The organism is Aquimarina pacifica (genome assembly GCF_000520955.1).
GTDB lineage: Bacteria > Bacteroidota > Bacteroidia > Flavobacteriales > Flavobacteriaceae > Aquimarina > Aquimarina pacifica.
Genome location: NZ_JACC01000040.1, coordinates 12637 through 35166 on the forward strand (window position 1 = coordinate 12637; position 22530 = coordinate 35166).

Here is a 22530-nt window from a genome sequence, read left to right on the forward strand (position 1 = left end):
TAAAAAAATCCAATCAGAAATGATTGGATTTTTTTATTCAGTATTTATTCTGCATCAACAGAGTACCTGCTACGCTAGAAAAAAAATTAGGCTACCCAGAAAGGATAGCCTACTTATATTCGTCGGGTAGAGAGGATTCGAACCTCCGATCTCTGGTCCCCCAGACCAGCACTTTAACCGGACTAAGCTACTACCCGAATTTTAAAAAATGTTTTACATTATGTAGAAACTATATCGCTGAGTCCCCTACCCCATTAGAGTTGTTGATCCAGACTAAGCTACTACCAAAAAACCGATTGCAAATATAATAATCTTAGTCTTAAATTGAAGGATTATTATTCTTATCTAATATTTTAATCATTTTAAACGATTTCAACAAATGAAATAATCCCGGAAGAATAACAGCTCCACCTATGATAAGGGATATTCCTAATACATTTATAACGGATACAGGTGCCAAATTATCAAGTAAACTGATACGTTGATTTTGGGTAATTATAATATTCGGAAAATGAGAAACAAGTGCAGCTAATAAAATCAAAAACACCTGAAACCCCGCAAAAAACCGACTCCATACCTTATTTCCCGCTTTGATTGTTCTCCATAGTGGCACCAGTAATAAAGCAGAAATGACTACAGCTACAATTGCATATGTATTAGTTATAAATTCATAGACAAATACACTTTTTGTTACATATCCATATATAAAAGTAAAAAGTCCCAATATGAAAACGATGATCGATGCTACAACTGATTTCCTGATATAGATATGCTGATTATCTTCTTCTGATTCGCCAATCAATAAAACAGATGACAAAAATGCACATAAAGCCGCAAAAAAGAATCCAATAAGGATGCTAAACATATTACACCAAGGTTTTATAAATGCTTCAAAAAATGTTAATGTCCCTATATCTTCTACTATTATTATTTGACCACTAATCAAAGCTCCGAATACGATTCCTAAAAATACGGGAGTAATCAAACTAGATATTTTAAACAGGGTATCATAGAGTTTTTGAGAATTATCAATAATCGCATCGTAATGTCTAAATACAAAGGCCACTCCTCTAAGTGTAACCCCTAGTAATACGATAGTAAGAGGTAAATGCAGGTAGATCACAATTATGTTATAGTATTCGGGAAATGCTATCCATAAAATAACAATCAAAATAATAATCCAAATGTGATTGGCTTCCCAAACGGGTCCCATCACTCTGTAAATCGTTTTTTTGGTAATTTTTTGATTCTCCTTAGAAGAAAATAATTCAACGATTCCTGCACCATAGTCTGCACCTCCTAAAACCACATACAAAAACAATGAAAACATCAAGAAAAATAAAACAACATATAACATATTAATGATTTGAGGAGTTAAGTACTTTTATCTGACGGATCATCAGCCAAGTCACAGCGACTGATAACGTAAGATAAACAACAATATACGTATAGAAACTAACAACTATACCCGGCATAGGCGTTACTGCATCTTTTGTTCTCATTATTTTATGAATGATCCAGGGTTGTCGCCCTACTTCGGTAACAATCCAACCTGCTTCTAAGGCTATAAAGCCCATTGGTGCCAGTAACACAAACAATAACCAGTATTTCTGATTTGCAAACCATTGTTTCTTTTTAAGAGATACAAAGTATAACAAACCGGCCAAAAGTAAAAGAGATCCTATCCCTACCATGATCTGAAAAGCATAATGTACCATGGGCACATTGGGGTGTTCGTCTTTAGGAAAATCGTTCAGTCCTTTTACTTCTGCATCAAAATCCCCGAATGCTAAAAAAGAGAGCATTCCTGGGATTGCTATTTTGTACTTGACCTCTTGAGTTTCTGCGTCTACTAATCCTCCTATATACAGGGGCGCTCCTTTTTCTGTATTATAATGCGCCTCCATTGCCGCTAATTTTACAGGCTGTCGTGTAGCAATATCTTTTGCAGAAATATCACCACTGATAGGCTGTAGAATTGCCGCTATGGCACCAAAAGTAATAGCAATCTTAAAGGCTTCTTTATGCAAAGCTACCTTGCGCCCTTTATACACCTGAAATGCATGAATCCCTGCGACTGCAAAACCTGTAGCTGTAAAAGCCGCCAATGTCATGTGTAGCGCCTGGGTAAACCAAGCTGGATTAAGCATAGCTGCCACAGGATCTATATTAAGAAATTGTCCATCTATATAATCAAATCCGCTGGGTGAATTCATCCATCCATTTGCTGCGACGACCAAAATACCCGAAGCCACCCCAGAAACCCCAATAATAACTCCGGTAAACCAATGAAATCGCTCGGGCAACTTATCCCATCCATATAAATAAAACCCTAGTGCAATTGCTTCTACAAAAAAAGCAGCACCCTCTAATGAAAAAGGCATGCCTATAATCGGTCCTGCATGTTTCATAAACTCTGGCCATAATAGCCCCAGTTCAAAGGACAGTGCAGTACCCGAAACGGCACCCGTAACAAAAAATATAGCGACCCCTTTTTGCCAAGATTTCGTAAGTGTAAGATAAAGTGGATCACGTGTTTTTAGCCATTTATAATGCGATAGCACCATAAAAAATGGCATGACCATACCAATACAAGCAAAAACAATATGAAATATAAGGGTAAATGCCATCTGGAGCCTTGCAGCATCGAGGTTTTCCATAGAAGAAATTTAGAAGTATTTGAACTTTTTTTTGCAGCATAAAGATACGACACAAAGCCCGATTTATGAAGAAACTAACCATACTTTAACCTTGCTTTATTATAATACCCAAAGGATTTTATAATACCATTTTTTAGGAGTCTCAAAAGGGAGTCCAAATAGAGAAACTGGAGAAGCGCCTCTTAATTTCAACTTTAAAATAATATTTTTAATTTTTGAGCGCAAAAATCAAATAGGTTTATTTATATTTGCACCCTTCTTAGGAAGAAGCTATGCCTCGGGGTGTAGCGTAGCCCGGTTATCGCGCCGCGTTTGGGACGCGGAGGTCGCAGGTTCGAATCCTGCCACCCCGACAAATTATAGTATCAATCTATAACAAAAACCTGTTAATCGTATGATTTTCAGGTTTTTCTGTTTTTAAGAATATCATAAGAATTGATATGTTTTGATTAAAAATGTCAACAAATCGGATAACAAATTAAAATTTCAAAAAGTGTTGACCAGATTTATGACCAACGGTCTGCTAATCAATAAATAAATGTATCTTTATAAGTGATTTGACTTTCGTCTGATAACAACGAATTATTGTTAACTAAAAGACGAAATAATGAAAACATCTACCACCTTCAGTATTTTGTTCTGGGCGGACTTCTCCAGGGCAAAAAATGACCAAGCATCTATTTACGCAAGAATTACGGTAAATGGCAAGCGAGCTACCATCAGTCTAAAACGAAAAGTTTTAGTGTCTGATTGGGATGTCCATAAAAACAGAGCTCGGGGAACAAATCAGAAATCAAGAATTCTAAACAGTTATTTAGATGAAACTTACAATCATCTGTTTAAATGTTATCGCGATTTAATGAATGAGCATAAATTGATTACCGCACAGGTCGTTAAGGCTCGATATTTCGGTAATGACGAAAATAATCGTTCCATTACAGATATTATCAATTACCATAATGAAGATATGGTAAACAAATTAAAGTGGGGAACACAAAAAAATTATTACACTACACAGAGTTATATCTCCAAATTTTTATCGAAATCCTATAAGACCACAGACCTTTATTTACGGGAACTTGATTATCACTTTATCATAAAGTTTGAGAAATATCTCCGGGACTACATACCAGAAGACCATCAAAAGCCAATGGGCAACAATACCGTAATGAAGCATATCGAGCGTTTTAGAAAGATGATAAATTTATCGTTTAAATTGGGTTGGATTCAACGCGACCCATTTATCAATTTCAAATCTAAATTCATTAAAAACGAAAGAGGCTTTTTAAGTCTCGAAGAGCTTCAAGAGATAGAAAATAAACAATTTAGCATTCCAAGATTGGAATTGGTAAAGGATTTGTTTGTTTTTAGTTGCTATACCAGTTTAAGTTATATCGATGTCATCCATTTAACTGCGGATAATATCTGTATTGGCATCGATGGCGAACTTTGGATTTATTACAAACGGGAAAAGACGACAAAGCCCATACGAATACCTTTGTTGCCAAAGGCGATGCAAATTGTTGAAAAATACAAGAGCAACCGTAAATCAATATCACAAGGAAGTATATTTCCTAAAATCTCAAATCAAAAACTAAATTCTTATTTAAAGGAAATTGCTGATGTTTGTGGTATTAAAAAGAACCTTACTTTCCACATTGCCCGACATACATTTGCTACAACGGTTACATTAAGTAATGGTATGCCCATTGAGACGGTTTCAAAATTGTTGGGTCACTCCCGAATATCTACAACCCAAATTTATGCTAAAGTCATTGAACGTAAAGTAAGTGATGATATGCAAAAATTAAGGGCTCAATTCAATGAGATAGAAAATGAATCTATCTCTAAAGTGGTTTCTCAAAATTCATAATTCCAGTTAATTAAAAATACAATGGAACTATCTATAATAAAAAATAAAATCCATAATATTCAAGGAAACAAAGTTATTCTTGATTTTGACCTTGCTGAACTCTATGAAGTAGAAACTAGAGTACTAAAACAAGCGGTTAGACGTAATCTTAAACGTTTCCCCGATGATTTTATGTTTCAGCTTTCAAAAGATGAGTGGAAAGAGGTTATCACAAATTGTGACAACCTTCCAGAGAACATTAAATTTAGTCCTGCCACTCCGTTTGCCTTTACCGAACAGGGCGTGGCAATGCTTTCTAGCGTACTTAACAGCGACAAGGCCATTGACGTAAATATATCTATTATGCGTGCATTTGTAGCGTTACGGCAGCATCTTACAGATTATAGCAACCTTAAAGAACATATAGCCCAACTTGAAAAAGAAATGAATATCAAATTTAAGGACATTCATCAGGCTTTGAATTATTTACTGCAAAAGGACAAGGTACAGATTGAACAGCATAACAGGGAACGAATTGGTTTTAAAACGGATAGGAAAGATTAGTAACTTTTCTTTGCTTATCAGAATAGACAATTTTTATGAATATATTGCTTTTATTAATTCGGTTCAATATGAATTAGTATGTGTCCTAAATTCGGTATTTCTTTTTGTAAATGGTCTTTTAACTTATGAGCAATGTCGTGACCAGATTTTACCGAAATTTCATTATTCACAATTGCGTGTAAATCCACGTGGAATTTCATTCCGGATTTTCTAATAAAACATTTCTCTGTTCCTAAAACACCTTGAACTTCTGTTGATTTTTCTCTAATTTCAATTATCAGTTCGTCATAAAGTTGTTCGTCCATAACTTCTCCTAAAGCTGGACGTAATATTAAATAACTATTATATAAAATGAATCCAGAAGCGAATAAGGCAGCCCAATCATCTGCTGTTTCATAACCTTTTCCATATATGATTGCTATCGAAATACCGATAAAGGCCATTACCGAAGTTATGGCATCACTTCTATGATGCCAAGCATCTGCTTTTAATGATGAACTATTTGTTTGTTTACTTTTTTTAATTACAATTTGAAATGAGATTTCTTTCCAAGCTATTATTAGACCTAGCACAATCAAAGTCCAAGATTTCGGGATTTTATGAGGTGTTTGAATGTTTTGAATACTTTCATAGGCGATTATTGTGGCAGAAACAACAAGGAATGTAACAACTCCAAAGGTAATTAATGGCTCAATTTTGCCGTGTCCATAGGGATGATTTTCGTCCGCTGGTCGTTTTGCATATTTAAAACCTAATAAAACTAAAAATGAAGCAAAAATATCCGTTGTCGATTCAATCGCATCTGCAATTAAAGCATAAGAATTTCCAAAAAATCCCGCAAGTCCTTTAATTAAGGCTAAAGCAGTATTCCCAATTATGCTGAAATAAGTTGTTCGTATTGCGGTTTGTTCGTTATTCATTCTAATTTTAGTTGTCAATAAATTTGTTATATTTATAACAAAGATACTTTTTTAATCACAAAAAAAAGAGGTGATAAACACCTCTTAAATTTTGGTTTCCAAAATCATTTTTCTGCTCCCTTTTAGCTCCTTCAGCTCCAGCATTAACTTTTCGTTGTCGCCTAAAACAAACTTTGAAACTACATACACAAAGCATTGACTTTCTCCATCAGTAATGGAATATGGCATTTTGTGTTTGTAAATAACTTCTTGTTGTAATCTTTGGTAAGAGGCTTTACGCTTTTTGTTTCCGTTGGTTCTATAAACTTTAATGTAGTCAATTTCAAAATCGATTCCAGACCTGTTCTTGACCTCTATAACCAAATACACTTCAGAAGCATCATACGCTATTTTTTGTAATTGGACTTTAATTCCTTTTTTGCGTTTGGTTTCAATACGCTCAAAGTTGGATTTTAATAAATACTCGCTGAATTTTTGAAAATGTGTTATTCTATTTGCATATTCGTTCAACGGTTTAACTTCTGGCTTCTGCTTAATCTTTTCCGGAAGTTCACTGCCAATGCTTTCATTTTCATTGATAAAATAATTCAGTTCTGGAAGTTTTTCAGAATATTTCAAAATATAAGAATAAACGCGACCATCACTTGTAACGGTCAATAGGTTGCTTTCTGTTCCAGGCTTCGCCTGTAACAAACCGAAATACTGCTCTTTCTCACGATTATAGGTGAATACAAAATTGGAAGCTCCTGTAATTCCTTGTCGAATAGGGTTTGGAAAAAACAGGGCAACGTTTTTCTGGTCGTTGGCGTAAATAGTGTCAAGGGGTTGCTGTGCTGAAATTGACATTGAACAAATCAATAACAGTAATGTGATATATGTTTTCATAAGAGTGAGTTTATTAATTGCCCATTATGGGCTTTCCTTGATATTTTGTTTTAGGAAGTCTTAAAATGAGTTTGTAATTATCGGTTATCGTAACCTTTACGTTTTTATGGTTACGTTGGAATATTTTCTTGAAACCGCTTACTTGCGGAACACCAGTAATATTAATGTCGTCCACCATATCGCCAACAATTTCATTGGTAACTTCTGCTCTAAAACTGTTTTCAACATAAATGCCTTCGCTACCATCCTGAAAATCATAGGCTTTCAATTTTACTGGTTGATGATTGATATTCTCAATGTCTATGATGGTGCGATTGGGTTTAAAATTGACAAATCCATAAATAGGCGTATTCTTGGAATAGCGTTGTCCATAAATGGTAGCATCTTTTATCAACCGCATTTGTAAGCGATAATTGGTTTTAACTGTTTGTGTGCCATCTACTCGTACATAAATGAAATCATCGGTATTTTTTGAATTCAAATCCTCATTTTCAATAGGATGCGAAGCAAAAAAGAGTTGATGCTCCAAAGCACGTTCTTTGGCTTCCACGTTCGTTTCTTGCTCTTCAATAGCATCCGTTGTGTCTTTTTCCTTCTTAACAGGTGGTTTTGGTGGATAGTATCTTGGATTAATATTTTCAAACGTTCTATCTGAATATCGAATCTGCCCTTGTTGGTAAATGCTATCTACCATCTGCATTTTTTTCTTGTCCAATAAATCAGGGTCATATACGCCTGTGGAATCCAACAGCCGTTCATCATAAATGCTGGGTGCGTTGGTTTCCCTAACTTCCTTTAAGTCGTTTAGGGCATCCAATTTGGAATCGTATTCCTTTTGGTCGTCTTCCAGTTCCGGTACAGGAATCTGGTTGTTCTCAATGGTCGGTTCTTCGTCCTCGCCCAATATAAGCATTGCATAGCCACCTATAAAAAGCAGGATGCATACCAACACGATGGCAAAGACTATTTTATTTTTTTCTACTTTCATAATTTTCTAATTTTCGTAATGTGCTTTCAAAAAAGTTGGTAATTAGCAGTCCGTGGGTATTGTTTGGAAAGTTTCTATCTACGTGAATCAAATTTCCAATAGTGGTCAACTCATAAGTATCTGTGATAGTACCTCTATTGATTTCAAAAATGGTTTTCGTTTCAAACTTGTAGGGTTCGTTTTGAATATCAACTTTGGATTCGATATTCAATACTTTTTGAACCAACGAGTATTGCAACAAACGGTTATAAACTCCATCGGCTTTTTTCTGTCGGTACAGAGCATCTACAGAACTATTACCCAACCAAAGGGCTTTCTCCAAGTTCTTTTCGTAATTGCTGGCATCAATGTTATAGAAATAAGTGTGAAACAACTCCAATTGTGCCAAGACTTCTACTTTTAAATTTTCTTGTTGAGATACCAGTTTCAAGGGAATAACACTTCCGTCCGAATTGACTACAAAAGCATTATTAACTGTTTCTTTATGCAGCTTTATGACCATCAAAACGGAAATGACGCACGTGAGCACAGCTCCAATAACGACGGTCAATACTATAAAGCGATTGAGCTTTAAGATGTTGTAAATATTCTTATATGGTGTTTTCATCTGTAAATTATTATTGCTTTATCAGCCTGTAAAGAGTTTAAAAGTGAACGAGGTCGCTCGTTTATATAATTTGAATTTCAGCAATACAATAAATCCGATAGACCCTAACTGTAAAAGCGGTGCGAAAAAATTACTCCCCCAATCCGTACCAAATAAGTCGCTCCAGAAATTTGTATTGATTTCGGTATAAAGATTATTCACGAAAACATTGACCAGAAAGAAGGCAGGAACTAACATATATACGCCAGCGTAAAGCTTAAAAAAGTTGTATGCCAACGACCTGAACTTTTCAAAAACCGCCAAGCTGATGACCAAAGGGAAAAAGGCTTGCATTATGCCCAGCAAAAAGAATCGTTCTGCAAGGAATAAGGGGTAAATAAACAAATCCAATAGCCAGAGAAATATTCCGGCAATAAAGGATAGTATTTTTAAGCCGTATAAAGGTGTTACTAATGCTTCATAAAGCATTGCCATTGCTTTTTTGGTGGCATCCCAAGCACTTACATCCTGTTCGATGTCAATATCTTGCATCTGTAAAGGAAGAAGTGCGGGTGCCGTGTCCCGATATTGGTTTTCAATGGCCACCAAAATGGTGTCGAAAACACTTAATACCTGTGTGGAAAAAATGACTAAAATCACTATTGCAAAGTTTTTGGCCAGTTCCGCAGGGGTCAATCCCCACGTATAACCCTCATTATTGGCTACACCTTCATTGTACTTTTTTAGGATGTTGATGAGAAAAAACAAGAGGGCGAGTGTCTTCATTCCTACAATAGTGTATTGTGAGAAATCACTATTTTTTATCGTTTGAAAAATAGTGTCCACAAACTCTAACCCTATGCCTAAAAAAATACCTGACATTAGTAATCGGTTTCTCGGTTATTGATTTTGTACTGCATTTCTCGAAATTGAATAATCTCTCGATAGCGTCTGGTTTTTGCCTCAATTTCCGCTACCATTTCCTTGGATTCCAGCTCTTTTTCTTTAAGGACTTCGGCACGTTCGGCATCGGTCATTTTCAGATTGTCGCTGGACAATATTTGGTCGATATATTCCATACCAGCCATAGAGTTCTGAAGGATGGCATCAAAGGAATCTGAAATGCGTGTAACTTCATTTGGTTTAATAAAAGGGGAATTGAGGATTTCCCTCAAATCATCCTGTACAACATCAAACAATCGTTGGTTGTTTCTTGCCAGTTCCCTGACTGCTTGAAGTTGTTTGATGACATTGTTTACCTTATCGATATTCTCTTTTTGGGTTTTAAGGAATTTTACCGTCTTCATTAAATTGGCGGTTTGTTTACCTGATTCCAATAATGATTTTACAAAAGAGATAAAGTTTGTGTTGTCATACACAGGCATCCCCTGGGCCGAAGCCTTACTTCCAATTAGCACTACAAATAGTGCGGATAACATTAGATTTCTGATAGTGTGTCTCATAATTTTTATTTTTAAGAATTAATAAATATTTTAATGGCTTTCTCCATATTTTGGTGTTCTTCAAAATGTTTCATAATGTCTTCGTTTTCTTTGCCATCCGTGAGGTAAGCAGCAAAGACTTCGGGCGGTACTTCCAATCGGAAAATGTTGCTTTCCTTTCCGATTTTGATGAACATTTCGGTATATTTTCGTGTTCCTGTAAGGTTGTTACGAATGGATTTTAACTGGTTTAAATCGTGACTGGTAAGGTTGAGCCTGTTTTTTAATTCGGCATAGCCTTTTTCATTACGAAGGCTGTAAATTACTTGGGTGTTTTCAAGAATACTCGCCGATGTGGAATTGTTGGGCAATTGGTTAATGGATTGCAGTATAATCCCAATCGCTCCATTTTGTTTTCTAATGGCTTGATAATAGAATTCTACACTTTCGAGTACATTTCCAAATTTGAGCTGTTTGGCAAACTCGTCGAATAGGATGATTCCCCTCTCGGCTTTATTTCTCCAAATGGTTCTTTGAATGGCAGATTTAATCAGCTTCAACATTACGGAAAGGATTTCCTTATTGTCCTTTACTTCATCAAGTTCAAAAACAATCAGTCTTTTATCCTCAATTTTATAGGTCTGGTCTTCACTTACATTGAACAGGAAGCTGTACAAGCCATCATCCACATATTCAGAGAGAATGTGCAGAAAATCGTAGATGTTGAAATGTTGCTCTTGAATATGTAGTTCTTCTAAAAAGGTGTCTTTTTTTGTATCAACGAACTGGTATAAATTTTCCAAAGAATGTGTACCACCCACATTTTGTAGATAGTAGTACCGAAGTACTTTTTTGACCGCCACTTCTTCAGCTTTAGTCGTTGCTTTGCCCGAAGCCAAGAGCTCTAAAAGGAAGATTGCCAAATCTTCCAATCGCTCTGGTGTCAAATCATTGACATCAGAGATATAGAATGGATTGATACCCAAATTTTTTCCCTGTTCATAGCGAAGGATGATATGGTCGTCTGGATAGAGCTTGGCAAATTTTGAATATGAACCACCTAAATCAATAATGACCAATCGAACATTTTGTTCAAAATATTGGCGTAGAATATTGTTTGCCAAAAAAGATTTTCCCTCTCCAGTAGGTGCGAAAATGGCAAAGTTCCTTGCCTTGATGCGTTTCTTCTTTTCATCCCAGACATCTTTAAGTACAGGAATGTTATGTTGTCTGTCATTAAAGATGACACCTGTGGCATCTGACTGATAGTTGGTATTGTTAATGTACAGGCAAAGAGCGTGTTTTAAATCGGTTACGTATAAATCCTCATTAGAAAAATTGGAAGTAAAACAGCAATATGAGTTTAAGAAATATTGCTTGCGTTCTTCGCCTTTTGGATAATAAGGCACTATATCCAATTCTTTGAATTCGGTTTTTATTTTGGAAGCAATTCTTTCTAATTGTGCTTCATCTTTATCCCAGAATATAATATTTAGATGACCCCTAATAATTCTTGAACTATCGTCCTCATTGATTTTGGTAACAATGTCTTCAATCTTCTTTAAGATGACTTTGTTCTGTGTTCCAAAATTGGAACTCTTTTTGAGTTCTTCAATTTTCTTGTCCAACAGCTTTCGCCATTTGTGCTTATCATCCAAATAAATGATTTGGTTGACAATATGATTTTCATTGAGATTCAACCCTAATCCGTCAATAAATCCTTGGTGGAATACAAAGTCGTCCGAAGTAAATTTATCATTGGTCTTGCTACTCTGAACCACATCGCCATAACACAATTCGCTATTGATGGCCAGCACATCAAAATGATGGTCGCCAATTTCAATATTCGCTTTTTTCAATAGAATGTCGGTATCAAATCCTTCGTTGAATCCATTAAAATAAGCATTGGTCAATGACAAGACTTTATCGATACCCAAAGGTATCAATGACACTTTCCGGCTGTTATTTACAAAGGAAACGGCATCGTTAACAGAAGCAATAAATTCCTGAACGTTATGGTCCATTTGCTTATGAATACCCTTTTCGACCTTGCGGAATGGGTTGGTAAACTTCGGTGCGTTCAAAGCTTTGTTGTGCGGAAGTATAAAGAATAGGTAAGAAGAATGTTTAATGAATTCCCGACCTTTAAAATAATCGTGTGTGGCACGTTGCAAAAAGCTTTTGTTCGGAAGTTCTTCCGCCAAATATTCAGCTTTCTGATAGATGTCCTGTTTGTGGATAACCGTGGCAATAGGCAATGATTTAAACGCTTGAAACCACGAACCGTGAATATCCTCAAAATCTTTTTCCGCGAGGGAATAGATTTCAGGATTGTCCACTTGATAGCCCAATACCACATTGCCGTTATTAGCGAACACGATATGGTCTTGAATATCCAAAATAGGATGATATGCCGATAGGTTAATTTTCTTCATAGTACAGACGACTTCCTTTTTTGTTACTAATTGTTTGTGGGAATACCTTTTTGATGTGCATCAATGCAGGGTTTTTGGTAATGTGAGTCAATACGATATACAGTGCACCGTTCAATAGAAATACTGAAATGATAACAGTAAAGCTGAACGAAAAGATGATGAACAGCAATGAACCGATAACAACGGTCATCATTAAAGCGAACAATGATATGGGCAGACCCATAATCACGGCTCGCTTGCGTATGTTTTTATAGACCTCGAATCGTTTCATTACACTACGATGCTAATGAGGTACGTAAAGATGCCCACGACTGCTCCCGCAATCAATACAAAGACCAATACACGGGTAATACCTTTTTTTAAATCGGCATTTTCGCCAAAGAAGTGTCCTGCATTGAATAGAAAGCCAATTAAGAATATAACGCCCAGAATAATAGGGAAAATGGTTCGGATAGTATCGGAAACATCGTTTACGGAATCTTCGATACCTCCAATTTGTGCAAAAGTCGTACTTGAAATAAGTAATGATAAGATGGTTACATAATGTGATTTTTTCATAATCAAGGTGATTTAAATTTTACGTCAATTTTGATATTTGAAAAATAGTGTATATTACAACGCAAATAACTGATAATCAGTAATTTGTGAATAAAATAAATTTTGACATCAATTGTTTTTATTTGATACGAATTGGTATCAAATTTTATGAAAATCGAGAAGTGCTATGTTAATAACTCTAAAATTTTGGAAGAGGATAAAGCCTAAAAACGTCAGTTTTGTGATTTTGATGCTACATTTCTGTGTGATTTTCGGTCAACAAAAAGTGATTATCATCGATCCTGGGCATGGTGGAAAAGATACTGGTGCAATTGGCACAAATAGTATTCAAGAAAAGGATGTTGTGCTTGATATTGCAAATGAGATTATAAGGCTAAATAAAACCCTTATAAATAACAAGTTTGACATTTACTCAACTAGATATAAGGACACTTTAATTTCCTTATCGGACAGAAGCCAATTAGCTGAAAGCTTAAAGGCTGATGTGTTTGTATCATTACATTGCAATGCTTCTAATACTTCTTCAAAAGGGATAGATGTTTATGTACATAATACCAATGACATAGAAGTGCTGATAAAAAAATCTATCGAAATGGGATTGTCCATTTTGAAAGAAAGCACCCAAAAATTAGGTTTTAAAAAACGAGCTGTCCGATTTTCAAATTTTCAAGTGCTACGAGAGAATACTACATATCGCCCTTCGATACTCGTTGAAATGGGCTTTGTTACGAATACTGATGAAGCGGATTATTTTTTAAAACCCAAAAATATAAGAGCTATGGCATTGGCCATTTTAATGGGATTGTGTAACTATTTTAATACTGGATTATGAAGGAAATACTTATTGAGATTGTGAAGAGTTTGAAAAAGCTCTTATCAGAACTAAAAAAAGAAATAAAAGATATTAATAGGTGGATTGTTAGTACTCGTAAATAGCATAACCCCTAAAAACCATCAATTCTGAATCAGGTCGTAAAAGTTATTTAAAATCACGTTTTTTAGTTTATCTGAATTATAATCCTTTTTTAAATGACAAATTTTATCTAGGATACTGTCAACCATTAATGGGGTGAATTTTTTTGAGCCTAATGATGTAAAAGGACCGTCCGTTTCTAATAGAATTTGATTAATAGGGATACTATCAATAATCTTCTGTCCGTTTTTAGATTTTGTCATTTGGTAGTTTATCGAAAAGTAATATCCACGGGATACCGCAATTTCAAGGTTTTTGATAGAGCCTGAGTACCAATGTAGAATAACTTTCCCAGGGAACGATTTGCCAAAAATATCCAGTAAATCATTTTCGGCTTTTCGACTATGAACCGTCAAAACCTTATCGCTAAAATTTGTGCATTCTGATATTATTTTCTCAAAAACTTGAACCTGTCTTTTATAATCTACAGGCGATTTGTTGTAATTGTCTAGTCCTATTTCTCCAATATATTTTGTCTTACTTAAAAGTGAAATGAACTTATCAATTTCCTGATGTCTTTCTCCAACTAATTCAGGATGCAATCCAAGAGCCGGTCTTATATACTTAGTGTTTTTTGTAATATTTTCTGTATAAAAATAAACTTTGGGGCTATTCGTTACTGCGATTGTGTAAACTTTAGATTTCTCTATTTGATTTACAATATCAATCGGATTGGACATCAAGTCCAGATGAAAATGAGTGTCATGATATTTCATTCTAAAAAATCTCTTACTTCATTCATTCCACGTTGATAAACATCTATATATTTATCTAATTCTTGCTTACTTTCAAACGGTAAAGGGCCAGAACTCAAAATATCAAACATTATGCTTCTTATTGGACGGTTTTCTAAACGCTTTAGAGATAGTTTGAATGCCCTTATGTCACTGCCAGAAACCAGTTTTTGTGAAGGAACATTTTGAGTTATATTGTGTACATATTCAGTTCCGGTAGTACCACTTTTCTTTTCTGCTGATTGTCTTATAATGCATGGTACACAATATCCACATTGAATTCCTGGTCTCATGCCTGAATACCTACTATTTTCTGAATGAGAGCAAGAAAGTGTTTCATGATTAAGTTTTTTTAGCAATTTTTGATTCTTGCATTCAACCATCATTTCGCCTTTGGTTTTCCATTGATATGGATTGTTAATTTTATTCTTTATCCCTAATTCGGAAATCACTTTTTTAAATGTAGATAGGTAGTATGGATGTGTAGTTCTTGTGCTATGACTACTAAGTCTAGTTCCAGTCAAAGGAACATTTAAAGAGATTAAGCCATTTTCGGGAATAATGAAGTCAATAGTTTCTTCTAATGTATTTGCCACTATTAGACCAAGGCACAAAAACAAAAAAGACCTAGCTCTAGAACTTTCTTCTTTTGAAGCTTTGGCATGCTGTTGATTTGGCTGCACATAAAATTGATAATTAGAGAAAGACTCATCGCCATATTTTTTTCTTAAATTTTCATACAGCATAGTTTGAGCACTTTTATCAGCTCCTCTTTTATAGTGACTAACAAAGGTTACCTTCTTTTTGTTTTCTAATAGGTCAATGGCTCCAATAAATGAGTCCATTCCACCAGAAAATAAAGCGACCTTTTCTATTTTATTAGGGTTGTGGTTTTTAATGAGTTTAATTTGTTTTCCTTCTGTAATTATGTTTTTTCTAAAGTAAATTTCCCATTTATCTCCACTTAAAAACGATAGTAATTTCTGCAAATCTTCTTTTGCATTTTCCCATTTGTCCAAAGAGGAAACAGGCATATATATTTTGAAGTGGCGACTCCATTCTTGAAAGCCATGAGCTTTTCTGGAAACCACTTGGTCAGTAGTGTAAATTCCGAGGGAAAGATGCAATAAATCTAAAACTTCATCTTTTGGTTCTATTTTTGCCAAACGTAATTCTTTGAAAATATTAGTTCCCAAAGCGGATGGGTCATTTCCTAATTGAACGGTGTTTAAAATATACTTTTCTTCTGAAGCAGACACTTTTACATCAAAAGTATCCTTCTCATTATTTTTTATTATTATGTGCCAAATACTCATTTTTCTAGTGTTGAATATGCGAGTTCAAATATGTCCTCTATTATTTTTTTTCCTTCTCCTTGAGCTAAATCTATTTTAGAAATATCAGCTTTTTTAAATCCGTTTTTTACTTCATCTCTTATAAAAAAACGCATTTCATTTTCCAATTTAATTGCTTCGCTTTCAGATAAATCATTTCTTTCAAGAGCAATTCCAGCTTCATAAACCCATTTCTTGAAGATATAAGCACTCACAAATTCAACTACGGTATCAGACAATGTTTCTGAGTTAATACTGTCTAGTGATTCTATATCTCTACCACTATCAAGGATTTTTTCATAGAGTCGGTCAAATGTTATCATTATGGCTGCACGTGCGATTGCTTCGTCATTAGTACTACCCGTTGGGGCAATTCTATCAGCAATTTTTGCAATAACTTCCTCACTAGATTTACCTATACAATCAGATAAGTCATATTTTTGTAAAGTTTCATTAAAGCCTTCTTTTGAAACTCCGCTCAAAAAACCAAGATAATTTCTACCAACGTTAATTCCAGCAATTGAAGATTTTGTGGCTGCCCTACTACCACCAGATGACTTTATATATGATTTAGCAAAAGTTTTAAAACTAGAACCGCTACCTCCATTAGAAATTCTTGTGAGTATACTTTTTGTGCCTGATAATTTTTGTGTTGGTACTGTTTCAGGTTTTGAATCTACTGTTTCATTTAAAGTGTCATCCGATTGCTGATTGTTTTTCTCGTCTGTTTCTGGGGCATTGTCAGAGTCAGTTGCCCAACTGGGTAGTAATGGTGTTTTTCCTTTTGGTCCAGTACCTGATGCAGAAGTTCCCATAATTTATTACAAGTTTTTTAATTTACGTTTGGCGATTCCTGCCAAACGCTTATTTGTTGAACTCTTACTCCAGTCTTTTATCATTTTATTAACTGTAGGTTCGTGCGAAGTATTTTCGGAAATTCCTTGAAGCCAAGTGGTAATACTAAGTGGTAAAACTTGGTGCGGTAATTTATCAATCAAACTTAATAATTGAGAGATTAGTTCATTTCTGACGTTACAAAAATCTATTAAACGTTTTATGGTTGGTGATTCCCCATTCTGTTCTCCTTCATTTTTCATTCTTTCTGCTAGAGATTCAAATATCGCTGATGAATCCCCATCGCTAAGAGACCTTACTTCTTTTAAGGCCAAGCTTCTGATAGTTTCAGAATCATTTAAGAGTTTTATAAATAATTCTTGAGCTTGAGAACTCATTCTTTGGATATTAGTCCCAGAAACGGATAATTTGTCTCTTGAATAATAAAAATAGGATTGTAAATTTACCTCGCTGACATTGGGTTCTGAAGATAGCCATTGTCTAATCCAAGAATCTTGTAAATAACTTTGAAATTCTACTGGCAGTTCATCTAATTTTTCATCATTATTTTCTAGTACTAACTCTTCCATCAATTTTAATTCGGTAATAATTCCTTGGTTCTTTGCTTGTTGTTGATAAAAACTTTTGAACGTTTCTGACTTGAAGTATTCCAAGAGCATTAGTTTTGCCAAAATACGTTTATCAAGATTTTCTCCTTTGGAATTGGCCATCTGGTGTCTTAACAAAAGAGTGTTTAAAAATCTTTTTGTCTGTCTGGGGTTACCATTAAGACCTACTGCCAGAACCGATACAAGTTGGGCAGAGAGAAGCAACGCTTCTTTTAGATTTTCGTTGACTTCAGTAACAAATTCATTCGCATTTTCTAATCTAAACGTAAAACCAAATTGGTCTTTATTTTTCTCTTCTAAAACACTTATCCTGATATGTTCAAATTCTCCGATGTCCGTATATAAATTAGTGAATAATAGATTGATGTAAGTTGTCAATTCTAGGTCACTAAGGGGTGGAATTCTTATTGGGTATTGAATTAGTTTTTCCAGATAATCACGTCCCACTTCAGTATTGTCTCCTGGTATTTCTGGAAACCTTCTTCTAACTGCATGTTTAATGAGTCGTTCATCCGCCCCAATTACAAAAGCAGTATTTTTCGCAAATAAGAATAATTTAATGGCTTCAAGTGTTCCAATGACTGTATCTGGTGAACACCTATCCAAATCATCAATTAACACTACTATTTTTTTTAAATTGGTTTCCTTAATTAATTCTTCAAATGCTAGATGGAATTCTTGAATGTCATTTTTAAGGATTTCGTCAGGGTCAGTATTTTCATTTTGCTTTTTTATATACTCTTCATAATCGGCATTGGACAACTTACTTAAGATGTCTGATGTAGTAGTTAAGGCAAGTCCTGCTGGCCCCATTAACATAAAACCAGCTCCATGCTTAACAGCAGATTGTCCAATTTTAAGTAAGTCTATTTTTTTTAGAAGTTTTGCTGCAATTTTTAATGCTTTATCCTGTGGTTTTCTTTTTTTGATTATTTCGTTAACTATCCTGCCCATCAAAACGGTTTTGGTATCTTCATACCCTTCAAATAACCATCCATTAAAGTTGATAATTAAAACATCTTTGTCCCCTAAATAGGTCTCTTCAACCATTCTCATAAGACTCGACTTTCCGCTTCCCCAATCGCCAAAAACACCAATACTACAAGGCAATAGATTGACATTGTTTACAATGCTTGTTACAGCATTTACAAGATGCTGATAGTCGATAAAATCAGAGTTTGTTTCGTTATCATTCCACATTTTTTGACGTTATTTTATTCAAAAAAAGCCAATGAAAACCCATTAGCTTTTTAAACATTAATATTTTAAGCGTAATCGCCTATAAATATACTGAAATGTCTTTTTAAATTCTTACGGTTTCCTACAAATTGTTAAAATTTTATTAAGAATATATCTTTACTTCTGGAAGTCAAAATTTTGGTCTTTTTTCGTAAATTAGGCCTAATTAGAGTGTTATAAACTCTAGTGCAAATAAAATGAGAGCAATTGCAATTTTCTTTTTGAACGTACTTCAAAATACTTTGGGGATGACTTTTGGATGGTTGTTTAAACCAAAAACCAAACGAAATTCATTTAAGGCCTTATCTGATGTTGAAAAGGTAAAATATCTTGAAAAAAGAAGGCAATACAAAGGCTATAAAAAACAATGGCTGTATTACAGGTGTAGAGAAGAAGGTTTATTAGAAACCTATTACAAATTGTTCGATACTGAAGTTGAGGGACAAGATTCTGGAACGAAATTTAGTTTCGGTAAATATAGAGGGGAATATGTTGAAGCTATTTGGGAATCTGATAAAGAGTATATCAATTGGCTTTCCCAACAAGAATGGTTGGCTCAATATTTGGATGAAAGCGATATGATACACGAACTACTTCTTTTAGAGGAAGAAAACCAAAATTAGATTTAATCCCTTTTATCACGACTGCTTTTATCAAAGGCAATTAAATTGAACAGTTGTCGCATCCTTGAACGTACCCTATTCCCATAACGTTCCTCCAGTTCTTTAGCATTGAGGTTTGTAGTTGCGTGTGTTTTAGTTTTATGACTTAAAAATAAATCATAACGTGAAAGTAAGATTTCGCCCATTACATTACAATCTTTTCCAAAATGCCTTCCGGTGGGTTCTACACCCAAATCATCAAAACAATAAAACTTTTTGTCGCCGTAATTTTCAATGATGGTGTACCCAATATTATTAAAGGCAAAGGCAATGTTTCGTGTGGGTATAACCTCATACGATTTCTGATGTGGCACAATATGGCGTAACAGTTTCATTAAACTGGTTTTTCCACAACCAACAGGACCAGAAAGCAAAATCCCTTTATCGCGGTCGATGTCTAATTTTTTGCAATTAGCTTCATCCCTGATAAAATAATTACAGAGCTTGAATATAATATCACGGTCTTCTTCAAAAATTTTGAATTTCTTGCCAAAAAGTAGTTTTCCTTTGGCATTGAGATAAATTAGCATTTTATCAAAATCATAAAGCATTTGATTGTCTTTCAGTTCTCCCAAGGTGTATTGAACGCTACCCTCGGTAATGATATGTGGTTTGTGGGGATTCATAATGGTTCATTATAATTTTTGTTGGAACTTGTCTTTAGGTTGTCCGTATTTTGGCTAACTGCAACCATTGTTTTTTCTTCTTTTAGCTCTTCGGCCTTTATCATCCAGTTTCGAGCTGTGGCGTGCCAATCGACAATTTTTGTTTTTCCACCTACTTTCCAACCGATGCCTTGGTAGTGGTTGTAAAATTTTTTGGCTTCCAATTCTGGCCAATTTTCCTTTTCAAAAAAATCAATGACTTCATTTTCATTTTTTGGCTTGTCAAGTTTAGTATCATTTGCTTTGTTTTTTCCTGTTTGTATATGTTTGTTTATAGATACCACCGCTTGTCCATTGCTTGTCCCGATATTGGTAGGGTTTGGGTACAGAGCTTGTCCATCACTTGTCCCAAAATTGAACATCTTGATTCTGCTGCCTTTAAATGGATTATGTGAGGGTTCGTATAATAGGTATTTCCAATGATGTAGTTCTTTGATGCAGCGATGGTAGGTAGTTTTTGAACCAATCTTGGAAAACCGCATCGCTTCTTCTCGATTGATATAGAATTCTGTCGGAAAGTGATAGTTGTTCCATAATTGAAACAATGCCACGTACAAACTTATGTGCGTGGGATTTAAACGGCTATCCTTTGAGAATTGTAAGAATACAGCGTTTAGGTGCTTAATGTAATTGACCTGCTCCAAAACGATTTAGAATTTGTTATGAACTTTATTATTTTCCATTACGCTAATTATTTCTTCGTAATCGTAATAGAGTACACCCCCTACTTTGGTGTAGGGCAATGTGCCATTAATTCTTAAATTCTGTAACGTGCCAGAAGAGATTCCCAAAAGCTTTTTTACTTCAGGGGATTTTAGCCACCTTTTGGTAATATGACCAGATTGGCTATTGAGTAGTTCCTTGATATCATCGAGCAGTTCCATTTTGAATTCTCGAAGGTCGTCTGTGGTAATAATACTTGTGGGCATAATAGAACGGATTAAAAGAAAGGGACTACCGTTTTGCTTTCATCTAAAATGATAGCCCCTGACCTGATTTGACTTTCGTTCTACAAAATTGGGGTAGTTTGCTGGATTTTATTCACAAGTTAGGCCTACTTGGGTGTTTTTCTTCTCTCATTTTCAATGTAATACAATAGAGGGTTTTGGTACTTCTTCAGAAAAAATACCCTATCTAAAAACCACCAAATAAAATGAGATTTTCCATAAAACAAGAAACACCCAAGTTGAAGCATCTTGGGTGTCTTATTTTACGTTATCAGTATCATCCATCCGTTTGGTCAACTGCTTTTTTAGTATATCCAAGAATTTGGTTCTCCCATTTTTACGCATCCGTATTTCCAAAAAAGCCCTGTAATAATCGCCCAAGTCCACTTTAAACGTTTTTTCAACAAAATAGGCAATATCTTTAATGTCAACAGTCCCATTATTTATGACGTCTGTACTGTGCAAAGCGTAAATTAGTTCAATTAAGTATATTTTGTGTGCCGTCCACGTAATTTTTGGCTTTCTTTGTATCATTCTTAAATTTGCATAATTTCCATTATTTTCCAATTTATCAATCTCTCGTTTTAGGTGCACAATCAACAGGTCGTAAGCTAAAATCGTGGCTACGGTACTATCGTGACTTGTTGCAAACTCTTCATCAACAAAAAAGTGAAATGAGTCTGGGAATAACCTAATATCTGCTTTACCTCTTAAAAAATACTGCTCATCAAACACGGCAGCTTCCCTGCGGTAATAATGGTAAAAGTCAAGATTGTCGTTAAAGTAAGTTTGAAGTTTTTCGATATAATTGTTCAAATACTTTACTTGCGATTTATTGCTTCCCCTGGGTCTTTTACTTTCAATGTTAAATAATTTTACGTAATAAATAAGTTTGCTATAAATTTTTGGTTTAGTACATTTAAAGAAATGAATTTCCTCTAATTTGGTTTCAAATTCATAATCAACTACGATACTTCTAATTGATTTAAGGGTCTGTTTTGCAATTTTAATCCCTTTTTCAGCTTTGAGTAAAATATCTTGTTCTTCTATTTCAAGAATATCTAGTTTATTGTCTAAATTTTTTAATATATCGTCGTAATTTGTAACCATTTATTTTCGGTATCATTATTATCATTTCGTATTGTACAATAGTGTTGCGTTTAAAATTGTTAGTAACAGTTAAATTGAGAAAGTTAAAACCAATCAATTAAACAGATATAAAGTACTTTAGGAATTGCAAGAACAGTACAAAGAAGATTAACACGATAACAACGATTAGAATACTAATCCAAATTATTTTATCTTTTTTGGTAATGCTATTTTTTACAGAGGGTACTTTATTGCTTTTTTTATTTCGTCTATTCCGTCTATTTTCCGACATAGAATATCATTTTTACTCTTTATCAATCATTTCCAATTCAATTTTTGTAGCCACACAAAACGCTTGAATATTATATCCTCTTAATTCATTAATGCTTATGAATATTTCCTTTTAGTACAAAAAAATAAAGCAGAAATGCGGCTATTACCATAAGGATTATCATAAGAATACCTTTGACCTTATCTATTTTTGTGATGTCGGTATTCGATGATTTCCGATTTTTTTTGTTTCTTCTATTTCTT

Annotated in this window: 22 protein-coding genes and 2 tRNA genes; 5 read left to right on the top strand and 19 right to left on the bottom strand. The window is 34.5% G+C overall.

All coding sequences use genetic code 11. The annotated features are described in order from the left end of the window. Window positions 1-122: 122 nt before the first annotated feature. The 3 genes from DZ60_RS0117660 to DZ60_RS0117670 all read right to left on the bottom strand — a co-directional run bounded on the left by DZ60_RS0117660 (window position 123) and on the right by DZ60_RS0117670 (window position 2660). Window positions 123-197: transfer RNA gene (locus DZ60_RS0117660), tRNA-Pro, on the bottom strand. Window positions 198-319: 122 nt separating this feature from the next. Then, window positions 320-1357, bottom strand: coding sequence for a cytochrome d ubiquinol oxidase subunit II (locus DZ60_RS0117665; RefSeq protein WP_025743355.1), 1038 nt, complete (start codon window positions 1355-1357; stop codon window positions 320-322). A 1-nt stretch (window position 1358) separates the two neighbouring features. Continuing rightward, complete coding sequence (locus DZ60_RS0117670) at window positions 1359-2660, bottom strand: cytochrome ubiquinol oxidase subunit I (protein WP_025743356.1); 1302 nt, start codon at window positions 2658-2660, stop codon at window positions 1359-1361. A gap of 278 nt (window positions 2661-2938) precedes the next feature. On the opposite strand from DZ60_RS0117670, the gene DZ60_RS0117675 reads away from it, so the two are divergent. The 3 genes from DZ60_RS0117675 to DZ60_RS0117685 all read left to right on the top strand — a co-directional run bounded on the left by DZ60_RS0117675 (window position 2939) and on the right by DZ60_RS0117685 (window position 5076). Next, window positions 2939-3013 (top strand) — tRNA-Pro (locus DZ60_RS0117675). Window positions 3014-3267: 254 nt separating this feature from the next. Next, window positions 3268-4533, top strand: a complete 1266-nt coding sequence (locus tag DZ60_RS0117680; RefSeq protein WP_025743357.1) for a site-specific integrase — start codon at window positions 3268-3270, stop codon at window positions 4531-4533. A gap of 21 nt (window positions 4534-4554) precedes the next feature. Next, window positions 4555-5076, top strand: a complete 522-nt coding sequence (locus DZ60_RS0117685; protein WP_025743358.1) for an ORF6N domain-containing protein — start codon at window positions 4555-4557, stop codon at window positions 5074-5076. Window positions 5077-5129: 53 nt separating this feature from the next. Here the strand turns inward: DZ60_RS0117685 and DZ60_RS0117690 are convergent, their stop codons facing one another. From DZ60_RS0117690 to DZ60_RS0117725, 8 genes are all read right to left on the bottom strand, one after another. Next, window positions 5130-5996 (bottom strand): cation diffusion facilitator family transporter, encoded by an 867-nt coding sequence (locus tag DZ60_RS0117690; RefSeq protein WP_025743359.1) that lies wholly within the window; start codon window positions 5994-5996, stop codon window positions 5130-5132. 84 nt (window positions 5997-6080) lie between these two features. Further along, window positions 6081-6881, bottom strand: coding sequence for a DUF4138 domain-containing protein (locus DZ60_RS0117695; protein WP_025743360.1), 801 nt, complete (start codon window positions 6879-6881; stop codon window positions 6081-6083). Between the two features lie 13 nt (window positions 6882-6894). Next, the gene (traM, locus tag DZ60_RS0117700) at window positions 6895-7869 is read right to left on the bottom strand and encodes a conjugative transposon protein TraM (RefSeq protein WP_025743361.1); all 975 of its coding nucleotides are present in this window, start codon (window positions 7867-7869) and stop codon (window positions 6895-6897) included. Next, window positions 7850-8476: a conjugal transfer protein TraK gene (locus tag DZ60_RS0117705; RefSeq protein WP_025743362.1), complete on the bottom strand. Its 627-nt coding sequence runs from the start codon at window positions 8474-8476 to the stop codon at window positions 7850-7852. The genes traM and DZ60_RS0117705 overlap by 20 nt, the downstream gene beginning before the upstream one ends. Window positions 8477-8497: 21 nt before the next feature. Then, window positions 8498-9337, bottom strand: a complete 840-nt coding sequence (locus DZ60_RS0117710; RefSeq protein ID WP_034230060.1) for a hypothetical protein — start codon at window positions 9335-9337, stop codon at window positions 8498-8500. Beyond that, complete coding sequence (locus DZ60_RS0117715; RefSeq protein ID WP_339917541.1) at window positions 9337-9894, bottom strand: conjugal transfer protein; 558 nt, start codon at window positions 9892-9894, stop codon at window positions 9337-9339. Before DZ60_RS0117715 ends, DZ60_RS0117710 begins: the two co-directional genes overlap by 1 nt. 35 nt (window positions 9895-9929) lie before the next feature. Next, the gene (locus DZ60_RS0117720; protein WP_025743365.1) at window positions 9930-12332 is read right to left on the bottom strand and encodes a TraG family conjugative transposon ATPase; all 2403 of its coding nucleotides are present in this window, start codon (window positions 12330-12332) and stop codon (window positions 9930-9932) included. 270 nt (window positions 12333-12602) lie between these two features. Beyond that, window positions 12603-12890, bottom strand: coding sequence for a hypothetical protein (locus DZ60_RS0117725; RefSeq protein ID WP_025743366.1), 288 nt, complete (start codon window positions 12888-12890; stop codon window positions 12603-12605). 166 nt (window positions 12891-13056) lie between these two features. Between DZ60_RS0117725 and DZ60_RS0117730 the strand changes: the two genes are divergently transcribed. Further along, the gene (locus tag DZ60_RS0117730; protein ID WP_025743367.1) at window positions 13057-13722 is read left to right on the top strand and encodes an N-acetylmuramoyl-L-alanine amidase family protein; all 666 of its coding nucleotides are present in this window, start codon (window positions 13057-13059) and stop codon (window positions 13720-13722) included. 122 nt (window positions 13723-13844) lie between these two features. Here DZ60_RS0117730 and qatD read toward each other — a convergent pair whose 3' ends face one another. From qatD to DZ60_RS0117755, 4 genes are read right to left on the bottom strand one after another with little or no spacing between them, the layout of a single operon-like run. Further along, complete coding sequence (gene qatD / locus DZ60_RS0117740; RefSeq protein WP_025743368.1) at window positions 13845-14579, bottom strand: Qat anti-phage system TatD family nuclease QatD; 735 nt, start codon at window positions 14577-14579, stop codon at window positions 13845-13847. Beyond that, window positions 14576-15913, bottom strand: coding sequence for a Qat anti-phage system QueC-like protein QatC (qatC, locus tag DZ60_RS0117745; RefSeq protein ID WP_025743369.1), 1338 nt, complete (start codon window positions 15911-15913; stop codon window positions 14576-14578). The genes qatD and qatC overlap by 4 nt, the downstream gene beginning before the upstream one ends. Beyond that, entirely contained in the window at window positions 15910-16746 is an 837-nt protein-coding gene (gene qatB, locus DZ60_RS0117750; RefSeq protein ID WP_025743370.1) for a Qat anti-phage system associated protein QatB, read from the bottom strand. The genes qatC and qatB overlap by 4 nt, the downstream gene beginning before the upstream one ends. Before the next feature lie 6 nt (window positions 16747-16752). Next, a complete protein-coding gene (locus DZ60_RS0117755; RefSeq protein WP_025743371.1) occupies window positions 16753-18594 on the bottom strand; it encodes a KAP family P-loop NTPase fold protein in 1842 nt (613 codons plus the stop codon). 236 nt (window positions 18595-18830) lie between these two features. Here DZ60_RS0117755 and DZ60_RS0117760 point away from each other — a divergent pair, with 236 nt between their 5' ends. Further along, a complete protein-coding gene (locus DZ60_RS0117760) occupies window positions 18831-19256 on the top strand; it encodes an exodeoxyribonuclease X C-terminal domain-containing protein (RefSeq protein ID WP_025743372.1) in 426 nt (141 codons plus the stop codon). 2 nt (window positions 19257-19258) lie between these two features. Here the strand turns inward: DZ60_RS0117760 and DZ60_RS0117765 are convergent, their stop codons facing one another. The 4 genes from DZ60_RS0117765 to DZ60_RS0117780 form a co-directional block, all read right to left on the bottom strand. Further along, a complete protein-coding gene (locus tag DZ60_RS0117765) occupies window positions 19259-19921 on the bottom strand; it encodes a P-loop NTPase family protein (RefSeq protein ID WP_110355858.1) in 663 nt (220 codons plus the stop codon). Continuing rightward, window positions 19918-20511, bottom strand: a complete 594-nt coding sequence (locus DZ60_RS0117770) for a hypothetical protein (RefSeq protein WP_231567362.1) — start codon at window positions 20509-20511, stop codon at window positions 19918-19920. Before DZ60_RS0117770 ends, DZ60_RS0117765 begins: the two co-directional genes overlap by 4 nt. A 99-nt stretch (window positions 20512-20610) precedes the next feature. Then, the gene (locus DZ60_RS0117775; protein ID WP_025743375.1) at window positions 20611-20889 is read right to left on the bottom strand and encodes a helix-turn-helix domain-containing protein; all 279 of its coding nucleotides are present in this window, start codon (window positions 20887-20889) and stop codon (window positions 20611-20613) included. Window positions 20890-21165: 276 nt separating this feature from the next. Beyond that, window positions 21166-22017 (bottom strand): RteC domain-containing protein, encoded by an 852-nt coding sequence (locus DZ60_RS0117780; RefSeq protein WP_025743376.1) that lies wholly within the window; start codon window positions 22015-22017, stop codon window positions 21166-21168. Window positions 22018-22530 lie beyond the last annotated feature (513 nt).